Source organism: Polynucleobacter sinensis (assembly GCF_001595985.1).
Taxonomy (GTDB): domain Bacteria; phylum Pseudomonadota; class Gammaproteobacteria; order Burkholderiales; family Burkholderiaceae; genus Polynucleobacter; species Polynucleobacter sinensis.
Window position 1 is genome coordinate 513,993 of the sequence record NZ_LOJJ01000003.1, and the last position, 17,959, is coordinate 531,951.

The following is a 17,959-nucleotide window of genomic DNA, read 5'->3' on the forward strand; positions in this document are numbered from 1 at the left end:
TTAACGCTTACTTCTTTGGTGTGACAAAGCCAATCGCTGTATCGTCAACAAATTCAACCATAACGTCATCACCAGCTTTAAATTTCTCAAGACCTAAAACACTTTGATCCACTTTAACTTTTTGCTTTTCGCCTGAAGGTAATGTGAATGTCACAATGCGTGTTTTCGCATCAATGGTACTGATCTTCACCGTTGCATAAATAGTATCGGTAGTCTCTTCGAATGGCTTAGCTGAGCCTTTACCAGAGATTACCACTGAGCGAACACCAGAAACTCCTGGCTTAGCATCCTTAGGGGCAGCAACCAAACCAATCGCAATCGCTTGAGCATGCTCAACAACAAAGAGATCGCCCTTTTTTACTTTATCCAGATCATTTACTTGCTTGGCTACATTCATTTGAGCCAAATTACCATTGGCATCTTTCAATACAACAGTGCGCTTCTTCACATCCACTGAATCTACAGTTGCAGTTAATACAGCGGCTTCTACCGCTAACGGCAACATTTTTGCTGGAGCCTGAGCAAATACTGCGCTTGTGGCAACCAAACCAATTGATGCAACTAATGTGGCAAGTAATGTTTTTTTCAAAATAACTCCTGAATAAAGGTTTATGAGGCGCTTAAGGGTAAGCGCCATTGGATTATTGTAACCACGAAGAGAATTACTTATAAACTCTAAAGCAACTATTTGGAGCCAAATGTGGCAGATTTATACGCGATACTCATTAAATCTTGGAATGATGCCCAGAAGGAGGCCTTTGCCATCCGTAAAACGGTATTCATAGAAGAGCAAGGCGTCCCAGAGGAAATGGAGCTGGATGAGTTCGACCCCATTTGTCAGCACGCCCTAGCCTATGAAAACTCAAGATGCATTGGCACAGCCCGGCTTATCCTGCCGATTGAGGCAGCAAATCGGCAAATCGCTCGCATTGGCAGGATGGCAGTATTAGCACCGTATCGAAAGCAAGGCGTTGGAAAGAGTTTATTGAGCGCATTGATCAAATTGGGCATATCAAAAGATATCACTCAGTTTGAGCTCCATGCCCAGCTAAGTGCCATCCCCTTTTATGAGCAGCTCGGATTTATCGCCACGGGTAATGTCTATGACGAAGCTGGAATTGCACATCGCGATATGATTCTACAAACACCTCTCTCACAATCTCCATGACCAACTCTACCAATACAACCCACCCTCCATTTCTCTTTCGCGTTTGCTACTCCGATACCGATGCCGCTGGTTTTGTTTATCACGCCCGTTACCTTGAGATCTTTGAGCGTAGCCGCTCTGAATGGCTACAGCAGCGTGGACTTAGCCCCACCAAACTCGTTGATGAGCATGGCATCTTATTGCCCGTTCGAGAGATTACTATGAACTTTCATCGCCCCGGACGCCTAGACGATCTTCTGAGCATTGATCAGGTGATCGAAAAACGAGGGCGCACCCAGATCGCCGTCAAGCAAACAGCCATGCGTATTAAAGAGAATGCCGATCCAGAGCTCATTGCGAGCGCCCTTCTCCATATCGTTTGTGTCGATACGATCACTCTTAAACCCAAAGGGTTGCCAGATTGGCTGTTTGTGGCCGAGCAATAGCATAAAATAGAGCCTCTTTCTGCAATCACTTGAAGTGTGGCAGCTCACCCCATTGGCCGGGATAGTCGTTTAATTGAATACGGGCCAATATCTTTTTGGCTCCTATGTTATTTACAGACCTTGGTTTATCGGAATCCATTCTTCGCGCTATTAATGAAGAGGGGTACACCAGCCCCACCCCCATTCAAGCAAAATCCATTCCCGCAATACTCAAAGGCGGCGACCTACTCGCCGCAGCCCAAACCGGCACCGGCAAAACTGCTGGATTTACTTTACCCATTCTTCAAAGACTCTCCAGTTCGGCCAAGAGCGACAACAAGAAACGTCAACTACGCGTTTTGATTTTGACTCCTACCCGTGAATTAGCCGCTCAAGTTCAAGAGTCTGTCACCACTTATGGAAAATATACTGGCTTAAAGTCTGCCGTGATTTTTGGAGGAGTTGGCGCAAACCCTCAGATCAAAGCCATTGCCGCAGGACTTGACATCTTGGTAGCAACACCGGGTCGCTTACTTGATTTGATGTCACAAAATTGCGTTTCGCTTAACAATATTGAAGTACTCGTACTAGATGAGGCGGATCGCATGCTCGATATGGGCTTCTTACGGGATATCAAAAAGATTCTCGCTGCGCTTCCCAAGCAACGCCAAAATTTACTTTTTTCCGCCACCTTTTCTTCCGAAATTAAGGCTCTTGCTGACAGCTTATTGAACTCTCCTGCACTGATTGAGGTTGCACGTAGCAACAGTGCTAATGAAGCGATTGCTCAGCTCATTCACCCAGTAGACAGAACCAAAAAGCACCCTTTGCTGTCGCACCTCATTAAAACCAATGACTGGAAGCAAGTTCTTGTTTTTACTAGAACCAAGCATGGCGCGAATAAATTGGTCACTCAACTTGAAAAAGATGGCATCAGCAGCATGGCCATCCATGGCAATAAGAGTCAAAGCGCACGCACCAAGGCGTTGGCTGAATTTAAGGATGGAAAAATTACCGTCTTAGTGGCAACGGATATTGCTGCACGAGGCATTGATATTGATCAACTCCCTCATGTAGTGAACTATGATCTACCAAACGTATCTGAAGACTACGTCCATCGCATTGGTCGAACCGGCAGGGCTGGATCAAATGGCGTCGCAGTATCCCTTGTCTGTGTTGATGAACACCAAATGCTCCGAGATATTGAAAAACTGATTAAGCAAAAGCTTCCTCAAGAAGTCATTGCTGGATTTGAGCCCGATCCAAATGCCGTTGCGCAACCTATTCAATTACGTAGTCAGCAACACCAGCAATCTAGGAAGCCTCGGCCCGCCGGTGGCGGCGGATCAGGCAAGCCGGCAGCAAAGCGCACAAGCCCTCCAAAGAGAAGTTTTAATCGTTAATTTTCGACTAAGATTGCATTGACCACTCACACTAAACAGCAACCGTTCAGATGAATACAAGCGCCAACTCAGAACCCCGTCTCACTTCCCTATCACACGGCGGAGGCTGTGGTTGCAAAATCGCTCCTAGCGTTCTCTCCGAGATTTTGAAGAATGTTCCACAACTTCCTTTCCCAAAAGAGTTGCTCGTGGGCATTGAGACATCAGACGATGCTGCTGTTTATCAGATTAATGAATCTCAAGCGATTGTGGCGACAACTGACTTCTTTATGCCTATCGTTGACGATCCTTTTGACTTTGGAAAAATTGCCGCTACAAATGCGATCAGCGACATTTATGCCATGGGCGGTACGCCATTATTTGCATTGGCTTTAGTAGGCATGCCAGTCAAGGTGCTGTCCAATCAGACGATTGCCCGCATTCTAGAAGGCGGCTCTGAGGCCTGCCGTGCCGCTGGCATTCCGATTGCGGGAGGTCATACGATTGATTCGGTCGAACCCATTTATGGTTTAGTGGCTATTGGGATAGTCGATCCCAAGCGCGTAAAGAGCAATGCCGCAGCTCAAGTGGGTGACATCCTCATTCTTGGAAAACCTCTTGGAGTGGGAATTATGTCAGCTGCACTCAAGAAAGATTTACTAGAGCCCGCTAGCTATCAAGAGATGATTGCTAACACCACCAAGTTGAACTCGGCAGGGCCAGATTTAGCCAAATTGGCTGGTGTGCATGCGCTGACTGATGTCACTGGATTTGGGTTGGCTGGACATACCCTAGAGTTAGCCCGCGGCTCAAATCTCACTGCACAGATCAACTGGAGCAATGTCCCCCTGCTTTCCAAAGTTGCAGATTTAGCACAGCAAGGTGTTATCACGGGGGCATCGGGTCGCAATTGGGAAAGCTACGGTAAGAATGTTTTACTTCCAAAGCAATATAGCGCCGCACAGCAAGCATTGCTTACAGACCCTCAGACCAGTGGCGGCCTTCTAGTTTCTTGTAGTGCCGACGCCGCAAATGATGTCTTGGAAATATTTAAACAACATCAATTTTTAGATGCAGCGGTGATTGGGGAGATGCTGCCCAAGCAGGATCAGCCCCTAGTAATCTCGCCTTAATCCATCTTTAAATGAAATACGCTCGAGAAATCGAGCTGTCCGTTACCCGCCTGGCTATGCATTTCGTATAACTGACGAGATAATTCTCCTAGTGGAACCTTCGCATTAAGGTCATCAGCGTTTTCGATTGCTAACCCCATATCTTTGAGCATCAGATCTACTCCAAAGCCGCCTGCATAAGCCTTTGAAGACGGAACATTCTCCATCACTCCCGGGCAAGGGTTATACAGCTCCAGCACCCAGTTGCGACCAGAGCTCTTGGACATAATGTCAGAAAGAATTTTTGGATCCATGCCGTTGGCAATACCCAACCTCAGGGCCTCACTGGTTCCCAGCATCTGGATACCCAACAGCATATTGTTGCAGACCTTAACAGTTTGACCGCTGCCACTGGGCCCCGCATGAAAAATATTTTTCCCCATTCTCTCTAGCAGCGGTTTTGCTTTTTCAAGGTGGGACGCCTCTCCCCCCACCATAAAAGTCAGCGTTCCTGCTTGAGCGCCCGCAGTTCCTCCGGATACAGGGGCATCAATCATGGCAAACCCTTTTTCTTTTGCAATCGCTGCAACCTGTTGAGCAACCTTCGGTGAAATCGTCGAACAATCGACTAATAATGCACTTGGCTTGGCAAGCGCAAGTAATCCAGAATCGCCAAGATATAGACCCTCAACATGACGCGATGCCGGTAGCATGGTAATGATGACTTCCGCATCCGCTATAGCATTTCCAACACTCTTAGCAGCGGTACCGCCTGCTGCATGAAAAGCATCTAACTGACTCTGCACCAAATCAAATCCAGCAACCTGATGTCCCGCTTTTAATAAATTCACGGCCATTGGCAGACCCATATTTCCTAGACCTAAAAACGCGACTTTCATATACGCCTCATATGTAGTAATGGTGAAATGTATTAAAAATTAGAATATCTGACTATAGCTTGCTTATAAACTAGGAGCTCAAAAAATGAGGGGAAGTGATGACTTATAAAGTAATCGGCCTAATCCAATTACAGGATGAATCTGCATTTGAAGATTACCGCAGTCAAGTGGGTCGCACAGTCGAGCTCTATGGCGGCACTATTGCAACGCGCGGATCCCTTCATCAAATACTCTGGAATGAATTGGGGTGTGGCGTATTTGAGGCCTTTGTCGAACTGAATTTTCCCAATCCAGAATCCGTCATGGCCTGGGCGAATAGCGCGGAATACGAAAAGCTATTACCGATACGCAACAAGGCCATGAAGTTAACTCTGTTCTCCGTATCTAGCTAAGATTATTGCAGTTATAAAAAAGCCCAACCCCTTTCGGGAGCTGGGCTTAATATCTTTGAAACTATGAAGCGTTTACTTTTTTGCTTCCATTGCCTCTTTAGCGGCGGTAATCTCTTTGCGACGCTCTTTGCATGCGCCAGCGATTTCCTGTAAAGCCTTGCGAGCACGAGCAGCAGAAGCCTTAATTCCCTTTTCAATGAACTTTTCGTTTTCCGCCTTGTATGTTTCAAAAGCAGCTAACAATGTATCGTGTTGTGACATCTTGTCTCCTATGTTTCAGATCAATGTTTGAGTTATCAGCTCCGAGTCAGTATATCCCTATAAAAACCGAAGGATTTGATCCTAGACATCAGGGATAACTCTTAGCCAAGACACCCTTAAAGCACCATTATTTTGTACAAGTAAATGCCTTATTTTGCATAATTCATCGATAAATGGGTATTTTTAATGGTTTTTTTGCATTTTTTGCATTTATTCTTAGAGCAGTGATGATATTGAGATATACCCCCGCAATCCTGACGGCGCTAGCCATTCCCATTGGCCTGTGCGCCTGCGAACGGGATAACTACACAAGCTGGTCATGCGCTAGTAATTCAGACCAAAAACATTCCATGGTTCTTAAAAAAGCACAGATGGAATTTCTAGACCAACGCTTTGAATATTGCGGCAGCCTGGGGATTCATAGTTACTTTGATGCAAAGTGTCCCGCCGACATCCAGAAGTCCAGCAAAGTGTTTACACCCAGCACAGGCTCCCTAACTGACGATAAAACCATATTCCAGTGCAATGTCCTCTAAAAAAAGTATTCACCTCAATCCCAAAAAGTTGCTCTTGAGCAAATGGACGGCAGTTCATCCCGCCAATAAAGAGAAGCACTTTTTGGTTACCAAAGTTATTGTTCCTGAGTTGCCAACTCAAGCCATACAAGATGTTGAGATTGAAGCGGTGATTAATCATCGAAGCAGAATCATCCCCTGGCGAGAATTAACAAACCCAGAACAATGGCAGCAAGGGTGGATATAAAAAAACCGCTCAGGTTCTCTGAGCGGCTTCAGTAGCAATTGAATTTTTACTTCAGAATTTTGACTGCGCGGCTTACTTTGGTTTTTTCTTTGAGGCTGCAGGTTTTTTAAGATGCTCCTCAACATTTCTCTCGGCAGCATCAGCAACCTGATTAACAATTCGTCTACCCTCTTTGAACATCTTCTGACCTGCCGTGGACATTTCGTGAACTACTTTCGACAGCTTATCAGCATGACCAGGCATCTTGCTTTCAGCATCTTCAAGCCAGCCCACTAGAGAGCTACGCACTTTTTCTAAATGCTTTTCGGTTTCATCGGCAGCATCTTCACCCAGTTGCTTTAGGACTGACTTTACCTTTTTCTGATAAACGGCAGCCCGCTTTGTTGCTTCTTTTGCGGCAGCCTCTTGCAAATCCCTCAACTTGGCAAGATCATTTTTAGCTGCCGACTTAGCGCTTTCAGTAGCATTTTTAATGCTCCATTGAATTTCAGCCAAATGTGATTCGCTAAGCTCTTTAGCGGCATCCAAAAGCTTATGCGAGTAGGTAAACAACTCTTTGGCTTTTTCTTGTTGCCAAACCTGAAAATCGTTCTTATCCATAACGCCCTTTCTGTATTTAATGTTACGACTGATATATCAATAAAGCTCTTCTTAACTCTATACCCAAATAGCTTGCTTGCCAATTCCCCGGGGTGCAAGTATTAAAATTAGGCAATGAGTGAGCATAAAACCCCCTACGAAATGATTGGCGGCCTACCCAAGGTAGAGGAATTGGTCGACCGTTTTTACGACTTAATGGCGCTGGAGACGGCCTTTTCCGACTTACGCGCTATGCATGCGGACGATCTCACGAGCTCAAGAGACAAATTAAAACTCTTTCTATCAGGCTGGCTTGGCGGCCCTGACATCTACTCACCCAAACACGGACATCCAATGTTACGGGCTCGGCATCTACCCTTTAAAATTGGCCTGAAAGAGCGAAACCAGTGGCTTGCCTGCATGTATAGGGCAATGGAAGATTGCGGGATCGATGGAGAGTTGGGAGCTCGACTGGAAGAGTCGTTCTTTAATACTGCTGACTGGATGAAAAATCAGCCCAATTAATCAATCGCAGCACTCAAAGCGAATGGGCGCACGCAAATCCACTCGCCCAAGCCCACTGGAAATTATGCCCGCCAAGATGACCAGTAACATCCACACACTCACCAATAAAATATAAGCCAGGGTAAGAACGAGCCATCATAGTTTGACCATCCAACTCCTTGGTATCCACACCGCCTAACATGACCTCAGCCTTTTTCCAGCCAAGTGTTCCGGCAGGCTTTACCGACCAATGAGTAATTAATTCTTGAAGCGCTTGACGATCTTTCTTGGATACTTCTGCCCATTTTCGGCCCAGGAGATTTTTTTGTTCGGCAAAAGCCTTTGCCAGACGTAAGGGCATAAAGGAAGCTAGAAGATTTTCCGTCAATTTAAGGCGACTATCTTCACTAGCAAAGAGCTCGCCACAATCGATACTGCTACCGCTAGCTGCCGAACCAATCCAATTGATATGGATAGGTTCACCCTCTATCCAATAGCTACTTGCCTGCAATACTGCCGGACCAGACAAACCCTTATGAGTTAGGAGCAAATCTTCATTAAAGGTACAAGCTCCATAACGACTGCCTTTAGAGCCTGAGGCAATTTTGACGGGAAGACTCAAGCCCGCTAATGCATTCAAGTTCTCGAATTCACCCGAAGTAAATGAAAGCGGCACTAATGCTGGCCGCGGATCAATCACCTTTAAACCAAACTGTTTCGCTATATCCAAGGAATAAGCCGTTGCACCAATTGCAGGGACAGGCAATCCACCAGTGGCCATCACCACAGACTTCGCTCGTTCTTGCCCGCCATCCGTGCCGATAAGCCACTCCCCCGCTTTTCCTGAGATTGACTGTATCTTCACAGGATATCGTATGGTCACACCACCATTGGCACACTCCGCAAACAATAAATCAATAATTTGCTTGGCAGAATCATCACAAAATAATTGGCCCTGATGTTTCTCGTGATAGCCAATCCGATAAGACTGGATCAGCTTAATAAACTCTTTGGACGGATACCTGGCTAATGCGCTTTTAACAAAATGTGGATTTAAGGATAAAAAATTAGAGGGGTTGCTATGAAGATTGGTGAAATTACAGCGACCACCACCGCTAATGCGAATTTTTTCACCCAACACTTCTGAGTGATCTAGCACCAGAACTTTTTTTCCGAGCTGACCAGCCACACCTGCGCAAAAGAGGCCCGCTGCTCCACCACCAATAATGATGGCATCCCAAATCTTACTCATGACCTACTTAAAGCGCTCTATGACTTCGGCGGGCAATTTTAATTTTTTCATATGCTGGCGAGTATATGCCTGACGATAATGCTTTGTCATAGAAATCATGACTGATGCAGTCCATGCAAAAGCAAACATCCCGGAAAAAGCAATGATGATAGCGAGCATTTTCCAACCATTTGGCAAAAGATCATCCATAAAGCCCATGGCGGTATAAGTACTTCCACTAAATAAAATGCTATCGCCTATATTAGGCAGTAGCTTAAATAGCCAAAGTGCAACACCCCAAAGAACAATTTCAAAGAGGTGCATTAAGAGCAGGCAAAGGATGCCAATATAAAAGGCAATGGCGACCGAAGAGTATTGATTGTCCGCCAAATAAAGGAATGTTTTCACCTCATAGCGCTTAGCGATTTGCAGTAATGCGACCCCATGAACCAGCATCACTACCAGCAGCATGCTAATGCCAAGTAAATAGGCAGGAAAATCCAATTGTGTGCCGAGATGAAGGGTGCTAGGAATAGTCATAATGGATCTTTAGATGTTTTGGGGCGCTTAAGTCAGCTGATACCAATCTTGTATCACCGACCAAGCCGCCTCTGCAGTTTCAACAAAATGAATTAACTCCATGTCGGCCTGCTCAATCACGCCATGCTCCAGCAACTTCTTAAAGTTTATTACTTCAGACCAAAAATCATGACCCACCAAAATAATTGGAAAGCGCTCTACCTTCTTGGTCTGCATTAAGGTTAAGACCTCAAAGAGCTCATCAAAAGAGCCAAAGCCGCCAGGGTAGGCAACGATTGCCCTCGCCCTGAGCATAAAGTGCATTTTACGAATAGCAAAATAATGAAATCGAAAACTTAACCCAGGTGTTATGTATGAATTGGGATGCTGCTCTCGGGGAAGACTAATGTTAAAACCGATCGTTTTATCACCAGCTTCACTTGCTCCGCGGTTTGCCGCCTCCATGATTCCTGGACCACCGCCAGTAGCGATATATAGCTTATTACGACTCTCAGTTTGCGTAGCGTTGTATCTCGCCACAATCTCACCAAACTCTCTAGCGGAGTCATAGTACTTACAGTGCAATAAAGCCCGTTTTGCTTCCGCCAATGCTTCAGGAGTCTTTGCATTCCCCTCCATAGCTTTTGCAGTTTGACAACTCACAAATCGGGTTGAACCAAAAACTGTAATAGTGTGATCAATGCCACGCTCATGAAGCAGAATTTCAGGCTTTAATAGCTCCAACTGAAAACGCAAACCTAAAGTTTCACGTCGAGATAAAAAGGCCTCGTCATCAAAAGCAAACTTATAGGAGTCATCCGAACTATCCTCCATCAGCTGGCTCTTCTGGAGATTCAAAAAATCAGTAATGGTCTGGGAATTATTCTGGGGTAGCTTGGAGTTCATATTACAACCTATAAAGAGTGACTCATGTTAACTCTTGAGCCTAGCGTTTCGATTTTCGAGACCCCCTGCACTCAAGAAAAAATCAGTGTTACTACCTAGAATTTTGCATTAATTTGCCATCTAGGGCTTATTCGGATTTACCGCAAGGAGCACAAGCGTTAATATTGCCCCATATCAACCAAAACGAAGGAAAAGCAATGAGCAACCGTTCAATCATCATCATGGTACTAGTGTTAGTTGGTGCCACAGCCTATTTACTCCTCAAAGGCGACGGCGACATTGATATGGGCGGCGAAAAGCATGGTGCTGAAGCAGCGCATATGGAAGAAGCTAAAAAGGATGCCCCTGCAGCTCCAGTTGCTCCAGCAGCGACTCCAGCGGCAGATGCCAAGAAATAATCTCTTTTTGAGAAAATCAACCGCGGTACGCCGCGGTTTTTTTATGCCCAGGTTTTGTTAAGATGAGCCAATGAAAAATCTCCTCTGGTCTGGACTACTCCTAATCTCCGTATTTGCCCATGGTCAAACAGCACCCTCCACTCCCCGCAATGTGAGAGATGTAGCCATGATCAAATCATTTGCTCCCACTGGAATTCTTCGGGTGGGGATTAATTTGGGCAATCCTGTTTTAGCTGGGTCGATCGATAAGACCGAACCCCAGCCCAAGGGAGTGACGATTGACATTGCCAAAGAAATTGGTAAGCGCACCAATCTGCCTACAGAGCTCATCTCATATCAATCCGCAGGTCAAACCGTAGAGGCCCTCAAGGCTGGTGCGATAGATCTTATTTTTGTTGCCATTGATCCTATTCGTGGAGCTGATATTAGTTATACCCCTGCATATATTCAGATAGAAGGTGCTTATATGGTCAAAGCCTCATCCCCTTTGCGTCAGAATGAAGAGGTTGATGCGGCCGGTAATGAGATTGTTGTTGGCAAAGGCAGTGCATATGACCTCTACCTCAGTCGCGAGATCAAAAACGCGACCTTAGTACGCTCTGCCAGTTCCCAAGCAGTAGTTGATGATTTCATGAACGGCAAAGGCAATGTTGCCGCTGGTGTCAAACAGCAACTTGAGAGCGATGCAAAACGCTACCAAGGGCTACGTATGCTTCCTGGAAGATTCATGGTGATTAACCAGGCTATCGGCATCCCCAAAGCTCGCCCTGAATTTGCAAAAACCAATGCGTATTTAAGCGACATGATTGCGGAGCTCAAGTCATCTGGATTCATCGAAGCCGCTATGAAACGTCATGGCATTGAAGGGGCTAAGGTAGCCGAATAAATACCTAGCAAGAGTAGGTTTGAAGGCGCTCGGGTATAAGGACATTTTTCCATTTAAGCTCCGTCCGAATGGCTTCTGCAAAAACTGCCGAAGCCTCAGGCTCGCCATGCACTACAAAGACAGATTTGGGCGCCGATTTAAAACCCCGTAACCAATCGAGTAACCCAGCCTGATCAGCATGCGCAGACAAGCCACCAATGGTATGAATAGATGCCCTCACTGGCACCTCCTCGCCAAATAAACGCACTTTTGCTGCCTTATCAACCAAGCGTCGACCCAGACTTCCGTATGCCTGAAAACCAGTAATCACAATTGCATTTTGTGAGCGCGGTAAATTATTTTGAAGATGATGCAAAATGCGGCCTGCATCACACATACCACTCGCCGAAATAATAATGGCACCACCCTTAATCTTATTGAGTGCTTTCGACTCCTCGACATCTGCAATAAATCGCAAATCCAGGGCGCCAGGATTTTTCTTAAACCACTCAAAGGTTACTTGGGACTCTTTATCCAACTGCGAAAAAAAATGCTGAGTTAAATGCGTCGCGGAGGTTGCCATTGGAGAGTCAACCCAAATACTCAGATGGGGTAATAAATTTCTTCTAACCAAATCAATCAATAAAAAAAGGATCTCTTGAGTGCGCCCTACTGCAAATGCGGGAATCACAATATTTCCTCGAGCATTCATCGTATTAGTTACTACTTCAATCAATTCTGCCTCGGTGTCACTCAAGCTCTTGTGTAAACGATCGCCATAAGTCGACTCTACAAGTACCACATCAGCCTGAGAGATCAAGGCGGGATCAGGCATCAACAACTTCCCTTTCATACCGATATCCCCAGAAAACACACAACGTTTTTTGCGTGACTGATCTTCAGTAATGTCGATGATCGCTATCGCCGATCCGAGAATATGACCTGCATTACGAAATTCCAACTCAATTCCTGATGCTAGCTCCAGAACATTCCCATACTCTAGAACCTCACATTGCCCAAGGGCTAGCTCAGCCTCCTCCATGGAATAAAGTGCGACAGGCAATTCACCACGCCACTTACCCGCCTTTTGCCTACGTTCAGCCCGCTCGACATCGGCGCGCTGCAGATGCGCACTGTCAAGTAGCAAAATTTTCAACAGTTCGTATGTAGCACCAGTGCAATAAATAGGGCCGGAAAATCCTTGAGCGCAAAGTCTTGGTAATAGACCACTATGGTCGATATGCGCATGGGTGAGCACAACGAATTGAATCTCGTGCGGGGCAAATGGCAGAGGCTCTAGATTTTTTACTGAGGCTTCTCGACCACCCTGAAACATACCGAAGTCAACCATGAACCTCACGATATGACCACCTATAGAAGCCTCAACCGAATGCCTTGATCCAGTCACCTCGCCAGCCGCACCGAGAAATTGAATTTTCATAATAAGAGGATACTCCCGATAAAATTGCTTATTGAGATAAATAATAGAGCGATACTAAGCAAATGCATGCCAAGGTAACCGAACTTCAATCATTTGCCCTTATTGAACGCCTTCAGCGAAAACCAATGGAGCACAAAGGCAACGCCGGCAAAGTCTTGCTGGTTGGCGGCGCGCCCGGAATGGCTGGGGCTCTCATGCTGGCCGGCAAAGCCTCCCTCCATCTCGGAGCGGGCTGGACTATTCTAGAGATGCTAGACCCAAGCTCTGCGCACGCAACCCCGGAGCAGGCTGAATTAATGCTACGCCTCGCTAGCTTCGATGCACAAGAACAGCTGCAGACTACCGCCCCCGATTTGATCGCTATTGGCCCCGGACTGGGCTACTCGGATCTAGCCAAAGAATGGTTACGGGCAGTTTTGGAGTTTCCTAAGGTGCCACTAGTTATTGATGCAGATGCGCTCAATTTAATTGCCGATACCCCAGAGTTTTTGGAGTTACTTCGAAAGCGTAACCAAAGTTTTCCTGGCTTAAGCGCCCTCACCCCCCATCCAGGAGAAGCCGCACACCTTCTGGATATCAGCTCAGCCCTGGTGCAGGCCGATCGAATCGCCGCCCTCAGATCTCTCGTCACGCTCACCGACTCAATCGTGATTCTTAAAGGGCAGCATACTTTACTTGCATCTCCTTCACACGAGATCTTGCAATGCATACAAGGAAACCCAGGCATGGCTACAGGCGGCATGGGTGATGCGCTCACTGGAAGCATCGCTGCTATTGCTGCGCAAGGTATTCAACATCACCTAGACCTTTGGGATGCCTGCTGTATTGGCGTTCAACTACATGCCACCGCAGCAGACAACTTGGTCGCAAAACAGGTTGGTCCCATCGGCCTCACTGCAACCGAGGTTATCTTGGAGATGAGAAACCTACTCAACAAGCTGTTATAAATAGGGATGCAATCAGTCAGCAAAGCCCATCAAAATCGCCAGTATCTATACGGCATTCTGATGGCCAGCATAGGCTCCGTTCTCTTTTCTGGCAAAGCCATTCTCATCAAGCTGGCATTTGCACAAAACGCTAGCGCCGAAACATTAATGGCTTTGCGCTTATTAATGGCGCTCCCTCTCTTTTGGGGAATCTATTGGTGGGAATCTCGCCGAAAACAGATGGCTCGTCTCACATTACTAGACCTGGTCAAGGTATTTTCCTTGGGATTTTTAGGTTACTTTCTATCGAGCTATCTCGATTTTTTGGGCTTGCAATATATTTCTGTTGGTCTAGAGCGCATCGTGCTTTATCTCACACCAACGATCGTCTTATTAATTTCCTATTTTGTTTTAAACAAGGCTATTAGTCGCCTGCAGTGGTACGCCCTCATTATTGGTTACCTAGGCGTCATTGTGGTGTTCATTCAAGATGCCAGCTCAACTGGCTCTACCGCCCTACTGGGGATGGTGCTGGTATTCTCAAGCGCCTGCTCTTACGCTATCTACATGATTGGATCTGGCGAAATGGTTAGGAGGGTAGGCAGTGTTCGCCTGGTGGTGTATGCCAGCTCAGCCTCGGCGCTTCTCAGCGTGATACAAATTCTGATTTATGACCCCAGCGCCCTATTTACACAACTGCCGCAAGTGTATTGGCTTAGCCTACTCAATGCGAGCTTATGCACAGTGATACCCATGCTCCTGGTTATGATTGCCATTAATCGCATTGGCTCCCCTCTCGTTGCTCAAGCAGGTATTCTAGGGCCCGTCTCCACTATTTTTATGGGCTCGATAGTACTTTCAGAACCAATCACCTGGATTCAAATCAGTGGAATGGCTTTGGTCATGGGGGCAATGTGGTTGCTAGTGCGCAATGATCCCCCGGCGACTCAAAAAGAAACAGGCCCCTCAAAAGCTCCAGACTTTAAGAGGCCCGACATCAGCAATTGATGCGAACTCAGTTCAATTACTGTACTGCAACAGGCTCTGCTGCTGCCTTAGCTTTCTTCTTAGATTTTTTCTTAGCCTTCTTTTCGGCCTTCTTATCTTTCTTTGGCTTTTTCTGGGCTTTTTTCTCAGCTGCTTTTTCAGGCTGAGCCGGAATTGCCGGAGTTGCTGGCGTTGCCGCAGGTGCAGGAGCTGGATCAGCAGCTAAAGCAACTAAGGGTGACAGACCAATAGAAGCGGAGATGAGTGTAGCCAGACTGAGTTTTACAAATTGAGAATTCATTGAAGGCTCCAGAAGAGGTTTGTGGATAATTTGATAATACTCAAATATTAACTTTCATTAGTCTAATTTTAAAAAGGTGGAGCATGAACACATCATTCCCAACGGATATTTACACGGAACCACAAGGCTACTCAGTCAATACCCTTGAGAATTTAGGACCCCTCACCCGACTTGCTGGGATCTGGGAAGGACAGCGGGGATTAGATATCAAGCCTAAGGCCGAAGGCCCTAAGAAGCAGGTCTATACCGAACGCATTGAAATGCAACCCATAGACCCCCAAACAAATGGTCCACAGCTGTTCTATGGCCTGCGATATCACCTGCACATCACCAAGCCTGATCAAGCAAAGACGTATCACGATCAAGTGGGCTACTGGTTATGGGAACCCAGCACAGGCGCGATCATTCACACCCTCACCATTCCACGTGGCATGATCACAATGGCGACAGGTATAGCTTCAGCAAACGCAACTCAATTTGAGTGTGTTGCAAAAATTGACAATCCAACAGCGGGGATCTCTTCAAGCCCTTTTCTTGACTATGCCTTTAAAACTATTGAATACCGCATCATGGTGACCCTGCTAGAGGATGGCACTTGGTCTTATGAGCAGGATACCGTGATGATGATCAAGGGACAGGCTGAACCCTTTCATCATCTTGACACCAATGTCCTCACCAAAGTTGGAGAACCTACCCCAAATCCATTAGCCTTGGATGCAATAAAAAAGCCGTCCTAAGACGGCTTTAAGAGGAGTCAAAAATACTTAGGCCGGCTGAGGCTCAGTCTCGGTAATTTTTTCCAGAGCTGCAGCAAGATGACCAACGGTACGGTCAACATTTGCCAACTTCTCCAGGCCAAATAAACCGATACGGAAGGTGCGGAAATCTGGACGCTCATCACATTGCAAAGGAACGCCAGCAGCAGTCTGCAAACCAAGGGCAATAAACTTTTTACCTGACTGAATATCGAGATCCTTGGTGTAGCTCACCACAACGCCTGGCGACTGAAAGCCTTTTGCCGAAACTGAGTGATAACCTTTTGACACCAATAAAGCGCGAACCTTATCACCCAATTCTTGTTGCTTTTGCTTAAGTGCAGCGAAACCTAATGACTGCGTCTCGCGCATAACATTACGCAAAATTTTGAGGGCATCAGTAGGCATTGTTGTGTGATACACATGCCCACCCTTTTCATAAGCCTCCATAATTTGCAGCCATTTTTTTAAATCCATTGAAAAACTACTACTTTGCGTAGACTCAATACGCTCTCGCGCTCTATCTCCCAAAGCAATTAAGGCGCAACAAGGTGAACTACTCCAACCTTTTTGTGGCGCGGTAATTAATACGTCGACATTACAAGCCTTCATATCGACCCACATAGCGCCAGAGGCGATGCAATCGAGTACGAATAAACCGTTAACGGAACGCACGGCATCACCAACCGCCTTGAGATAGGCATCTGGCAAGATGATTCCGGCAGAAGTTTCAACGTGTGGAGCAAAAACCACTGCTGGCTTTTCTTTTTGAATATAGGCGACGACTTCTTCAATTGGCGCTGGCGCAAAAACACCTTGAGCCGAATTCTCCAACTGTCTACCCTTGAGTACCGTAATGTCTTGAGTGATATTGGCAAGATCAAAAATCTGAGTCCAGCGATAACTAAACCAACCATTGCGCAATACGAGGCATTTTTGATTATTGGCAAACTGACGAGCCACAGCTTCCATGCCGAAAGTTCCGCTACCAGGAACAATCACTGCGGAGCTAGCGTTATAAGCATCTTTCAAGACACTGGAAATGTCCACCATCACTTTTTTGAACTCTTCAGACATGTGGTTCAAAGAGCGATCGGTGTAAACAACTGAAAACTCTAACAAACCGTCTGGATCGACGTTGGGAAGTAAGCCTGGCATAGTAATTTCCTAGTAAAACATTGAGTAGACCTAAATGATACCGATTTGAGGCTTATTGCACCGCAATACGATTTTCTTTGATTAATTTCGACCATTTAGCCTGATCTACACGCAAAAATCCTGCGAAATCATCTGCACTGCCACTAGCAGGGTCGCTACCACGCTCCATCATAGCCTTACGAATCCTACTCTGCGACATAGTAGCCATCACCGCTTGATTAATCTTCTGGACCACTGGCTTTGGGGTGGCAGCCGGAGCAAATAAACCAAACCAGCCTACCGCACTATAGCCAGGCAAACCAGATTCGGCGACGGTCGGAATATTAGGCAAAGACTCAGAACGCTTAGGACCAGTCTCTGCTAAAGCCAACAGCTTTCCAGACTCTACTTGAGGCATCACCGTTTGCGCTGGCGCAAACATGAGATCAATATGCCCGGCCAACAAATCTGTTAGAGCTTGGCCCGTTCCCTTGTATGGAACATGCATTAAATTAATCCCGGCCATCGATGCGAATAACTCAGCAGATAAATGCGATGCAGAGCCAGGTCCTGAAGATCCGTAGCGCAACTTCCCAGGATTTGTCTTTGCGTAAGCAATCAAGCTACGAATCGATGTGATGTTCAGAGCGGGGTTGATGGTAACGACATAGGGGGATGCTGAGACCAATGCGACAGGAGCAAACTGAGCAATGTTTTTATCGGTCACTGCGGCCGTAGAGCCCATGAGTAAGGTATAGCCATCCGGAGCCGATTGGGCTACCAACTCGGCACCAATAGAACCACTTGCACCTGGACGATTTTCAACAACTAAGGATTGTTTCCAGGCCTCGGTGAGCGAAGGTGTCAACAAACGAATCAGCGTATCTGCACCACCGCCTGGCGGGAACGGCACAATCACCTTAATCGTTTTCGCTGGAAAGGTATCAACCCCCTGGGAGAATGTGGGAGTGGCAAGCAGTAAATTCGCAATCACAACACATAAGGGAAATGCAAACTTCACTAAGCTCAT

24 protein-coding genes are annotated in these 17,959 nt (G+C 46.4%); 13 read left to right on the forward strand and 11 right to left on the reverse strand.

Annotated features, from left to right (window positions below; genetic code table 11):
• Nucleotides 1-7 precede the first annotated feature (7 nt).
• Nucleotides 8-589, reverse strand: coding sequence for a hypothetical protein (locus AOB49_RS06295; RefSeq protein WP_062309377.1), 582 nt, complete (start codon nt 587-589; stop codon nt 8-10).
• Between the two features lie 111 nt (nt 590-700).
• Here AOB49_RS06295 and AOB49_RS06300 point away from each other — a divergent pair, with 111 nt between their 5' ends.
• The 4 genes from AOB49_RS06300 to selD all read left to right on the forward strand — a co-directional run bounded on the left by AOB49_RS06300 (nt 701) and on the right by selD (nt 4,087).
• Nucleotides 701-1,168 (forward strand): GNAT family N-acetyltransferase, encoded by a 468-nt coding sequence (locus tag AOB49_RS06300; RefSeq protein ID WP_245640628.1) that lies wholly within the window; start codon nt 701-703, stop codon nt 1,166-1,168.
• Nucleotides 1,165-1,593, forward strand: a complete 429-nt coding sequence (locus tag AOB49_RS06305) for a YbgC/FadM family acyl-CoA thioesterase (protein ID WP_062309050.1) — start codon at nt 1,165-1,167, stop codon at nt 1,591-1,593. The genes AOB49_RS06300 and AOB49_RS06305 overlap by 4 nt, the downstream gene beginning before the upstream one ends.
• 104 nt (nt 1,594-1,697) lie before the next feature.
• Complete coding sequence (locus AOB49_RS06310; protein WP_062309051.1) at nt 1,698-2,975, forward strand: DEAD/DEAH box helicase; 1,278 nt, start codon at nt 1,698-1,700, stop codon at nt 2,973-2,975.
• Nucleotides 2,976-3,025: 50 nt separating this feature from the next.
• The gene (gene selD, locus AOB49_RS06315; RefSeq protein WP_062309053.1) at nt 3,026-4,087 is read left to right on the forward strand and encodes a selenide, water dikinase SelD; all 1,062 of its coding nucleotides are present in this window, start codon (nt 3,026-3,028) and stop codon (nt 4,085-4,087) included.
• Here selD and mmsB read toward each other — a convergent pair.
• Nucleotides 4,084-4,965 carry a 3-hydroxyisobutyrate dehydrogenase gene (mmsB, locus tag AOB49_RS06320; protein WP_062309055.1) on the reverse strand — a complete coding sequence of 294 codons (882 nt, stop codon included), beginning with the start codon at nt 4,963-4,965 and terminating at the stop codon, nt 4,084-4,086. The two genes, selD and mmsB, sit on opposite strands and share 4 nt — an antisense overlap.
• A gap of 98 nt (nt 4,966-5,063) precedes the next feature.
• Here mmsB and AOB49_RS06325 point away from each other — a divergent pair, with 98 nt between their 5' ends.
• Complete coding sequence (locus AOB49_RS06325) at nt 5,064-5,357, forward strand: DUF1330 domain-containing protein (protein WP_062309056.1); 294 nt, start codon at nt 5,064-5,066, stop codon at nt 5,355-5,357.
• A gap of 72 nt (nt 5,358-5,429) precedes the next feature.
• Here the strand turns inward: AOB49_RS06325 and AOB49_RS06330 are convergent, their stop codons facing one another.
• Complete coding sequence (locus AOB49_RS06330; protein ID WP_028819023.1) at nt 5,430-5,618, reverse strand: hypothetical protein; 189 nt, start codon at nt 5,616-5,618, stop codon at nt 5,430-5,432.
• Between the two features lie 173 nt (nt 5,619-5,791).
• On the opposite strand from AOB49_RS06330, the gene AOB49_RS06335 reads away from it, so the two are divergent.
• Together AOB49_RS06335 and AOB49_RS06340 are read left to right on the forward strand one after the other, a co-directional pair.
• Complete coding sequence (locus AOB49_RS06335; RefSeq protein WP_062309058.1) at nt 5,792-6,154, forward strand: hypothetical protein; 363 nt, start codon at nt 5,792-5,794, stop codon at nt 6,152-6,154.
• On the forward strand, nt 6,144-6,380 hold the full coding sequence (locus tag AOB49_RS06340) for a TIGR02450 family Trp-rich protein (RefSeq protein ID WP_062309060.1): 237 nt from the start codon (nt 6,144-6,146) through the stop codon (nt 6,378-6,380). Before AOB49_RS06335 ends, AOB49_RS06340 begins: the two co-directional genes overlap by 11 nt.
• 72 nt (nt 6,381-6,452) lie before the next feature.
• On the opposite strand, the gene AOB49_RS06345 is transcribed toward AOB49_RS06340, so the two are convergent.
• Nucleotides 6,453-6,980 carry a hypothetical protein gene (locus tag AOB49_RS06345; protein WP_062309061.1) on the reverse strand — a complete coding sequence of 176 codons (528 nt, stop codon included), beginning with the start codon at nt 6,978-6,980 and terminating at the stop codon, nt 6,453-6,455.
• Between the two features lie 114 nt (nt 6,981-7,094).
• Between AOB49_RS06345 and AOB49_RS06350 the strand changes: the two genes are divergently transcribed.
• Nucleotides 7,095-7,484, forward strand: a complete 390-nt coding sequence (locus tag AOB49_RS06350; protein ID WP_062309063.1) for a group II truncated hemoglobin — start codon at nt 7,095-7,097, stop codon at nt 7,482-7,484.
• A 13-nt stretch (nt 7,485-7,497) separates the two neighbouring features.
• On the opposite strand, the gene AOB49_RS06355 is transcribed toward AOB49_RS06350, so the two are convergent.
• Genes AOB49_RS06355 through AOB49_RS06365 form a run of 3 tightly spaced genes read right to left on the reverse strand, consistent with a single transcriptional unit; the run spans nt 7,498 to nt 10,119 of the window.
• Nucleotides 7,498-8,715, reverse strand: coding sequence for a BaiN/RdsA family NAD(P)/FAD-dependent oxidoreductase (locus AOB49_RS06355; RefSeq protein ID WP_062309065.1), 1,218 nt, complete (start codon nt 8,713-8,715; stop codon nt 7,498-7,500).
• Between the two features lie 3 nt (nt 8,716-8,718).
• Nucleotides 8,719-9,234, reverse strand: a complete 516-nt coding sequence (locus AOB49_RS06360) for a hypothetical protein (protein WP_062309067.1) — start codon at nt 9,232-9,234, stop codon at nt 8,719-8,721.
• 27 nt (nt 9,235-9,261) lie between these two features.
• Nucleotides 9,262-10,119: an LOG family protein gene (locus tag AOB49_RS06365; protein WP_062309068.1), complete on the reverse strand. Its 858-nt coding sequence runs from the start codon at nt 10,117-10,119 to the stop codon at nt 9,262-9,264.
• A gap of 197 nt (nt 10,120-10,316) precedes the next feature.
• Between AOB49_RS06365 and AOB49_RS06370 the strand changes: the two genes are divergently transcribed.
• Together AOB49_RS06370 and AOB49_RS06375 are read left to right on the forward strand one after the other, a co-directional pair.
• On the forward strand, nt 10,317-10,517 hold the full coding sequence (locus AOB49_RS06370; protein WP_062309070.1) for a hypothetical protein: 201 nt from the start codon (nt 10,317-10,319) through the stop codon (nt 10,515-10,517).
• A gap of 70 nt (nt 10,518-10,587) precedes the next feature.
• Nucleotides 10,588-11,403 carry an ABC transporter substrate-binding protein gene (locus tag AOB49_RS06375; RefSeq protein ID WP_082784075.1) on the forward strand — a complete coding sequence of 272 codons (816 nt, stop codon included), beginning with the start codon at nt 10,588-10,590 and terminating at the stop codon, nt 11,401-11,403.
• Between the two features lie 4 nt (nt 11,404-11,407).
• Here AOB49_RS06375 and AOB49_RS06380 read toward each other — a convergent pair whose 3' ends face one another.
• Nucleotides 11,408-12,823 carry an MBL fold metallo-hydrolase RNA specificity domain-containing protein gene (locus AOB49_RS06380; RefSeq protein ID WP_062309071.1) on the reverse strand — a complete coding sequence of 472 codons (1,416 nt, stop codon included), beginning with the start codon at nt 12,821-12,823 and terminating at the stop codon, nt 11,408-11,410.
• Between the two features lie 62 nt (nt 12,824-12,885).
• On the opposite strand from AOB49_RS06380, the gene AOB49_RS06385 reads away from it, so the two are divergent.
• Nucleotides 12,886-13,770: an NAD(P)H-hydrate dehydratase gene (locus AOB49_RS06385; RefSeq protein WP_062309073.1), complete on the forward strand. Its 885-nt coding sequence runs from the start codon at nt 12,886-12,888 to the stop codon at nt 13,768-13,770.
• A 6-nt stretch (nt 13,771-13,776) separates the two neighbouring features.
• Complete coding sequence (locus AOB49_RS06390; protein ID WP_062309075.1) at nt 13,777-14,757, forward strand: DMT family transporter; 981 nt, start codon at nt 13,777-13,779, stop codon at nt 14,755-14,757.
• 16 nt (nt 14,758-14,773) lie between these two features.
• On the opposite strand, the gene AOB49_RS06395 is transcribed toward AOB49_RS06390, so the two are convergent.
• Entirely contained in the window at nt 14,774-15,037 is a 264-nt protein-coding gene (locus tag AOB49_RS06395) for a hypothetical protein (RefSeq protein WP_062309077.1), read from the reverse strand.
• Between the two features lie 83 nt (nt 15,038-15,120).
• On the opposite strand from AOB49_RS06395, the gene AOB49_RS06400 reads away from it, so the two are divergent.
• Nucleotides 15,121-15,774 carry an FABP family protein gene (locus AOB49_RS06400; protein WP_062309079.1) on the forward strand — a complete coding sequence of 218 codons (654 nt, stop codon included), beginning with the start codon at nt 15,121-15,123 and terminating at the stop codon, nt 15,772-15,774.
• 27 nt (nt 15,775-15,801) lie between these two features.
• Here the strand turns inward: AOB49_RS06400 and AOB49_RS06405 are convergent, their stop codons facing one another.
• A complete protein-coding gene (locus AOB49_RS06405) occupies nt 15,802-16,950 on the reverse strand; it encodes an aminotransferase class V-fold PLP-dependent enzyme (protein WP_062309081.1) in 1,149 nt (382 codons plus the stop codon).
• A gap of 52 nt (nt 16,951-17,002) precedes the next feature.
• Entirely contained in the window at nt 17,003-17,959 is a 957-nt protein-coding gene (locus AOB49_RS06410; RefSeq protein WP_062309083.1) for a tripartite tricarboxylate transporter substrate binding protein, read from the reverse strand.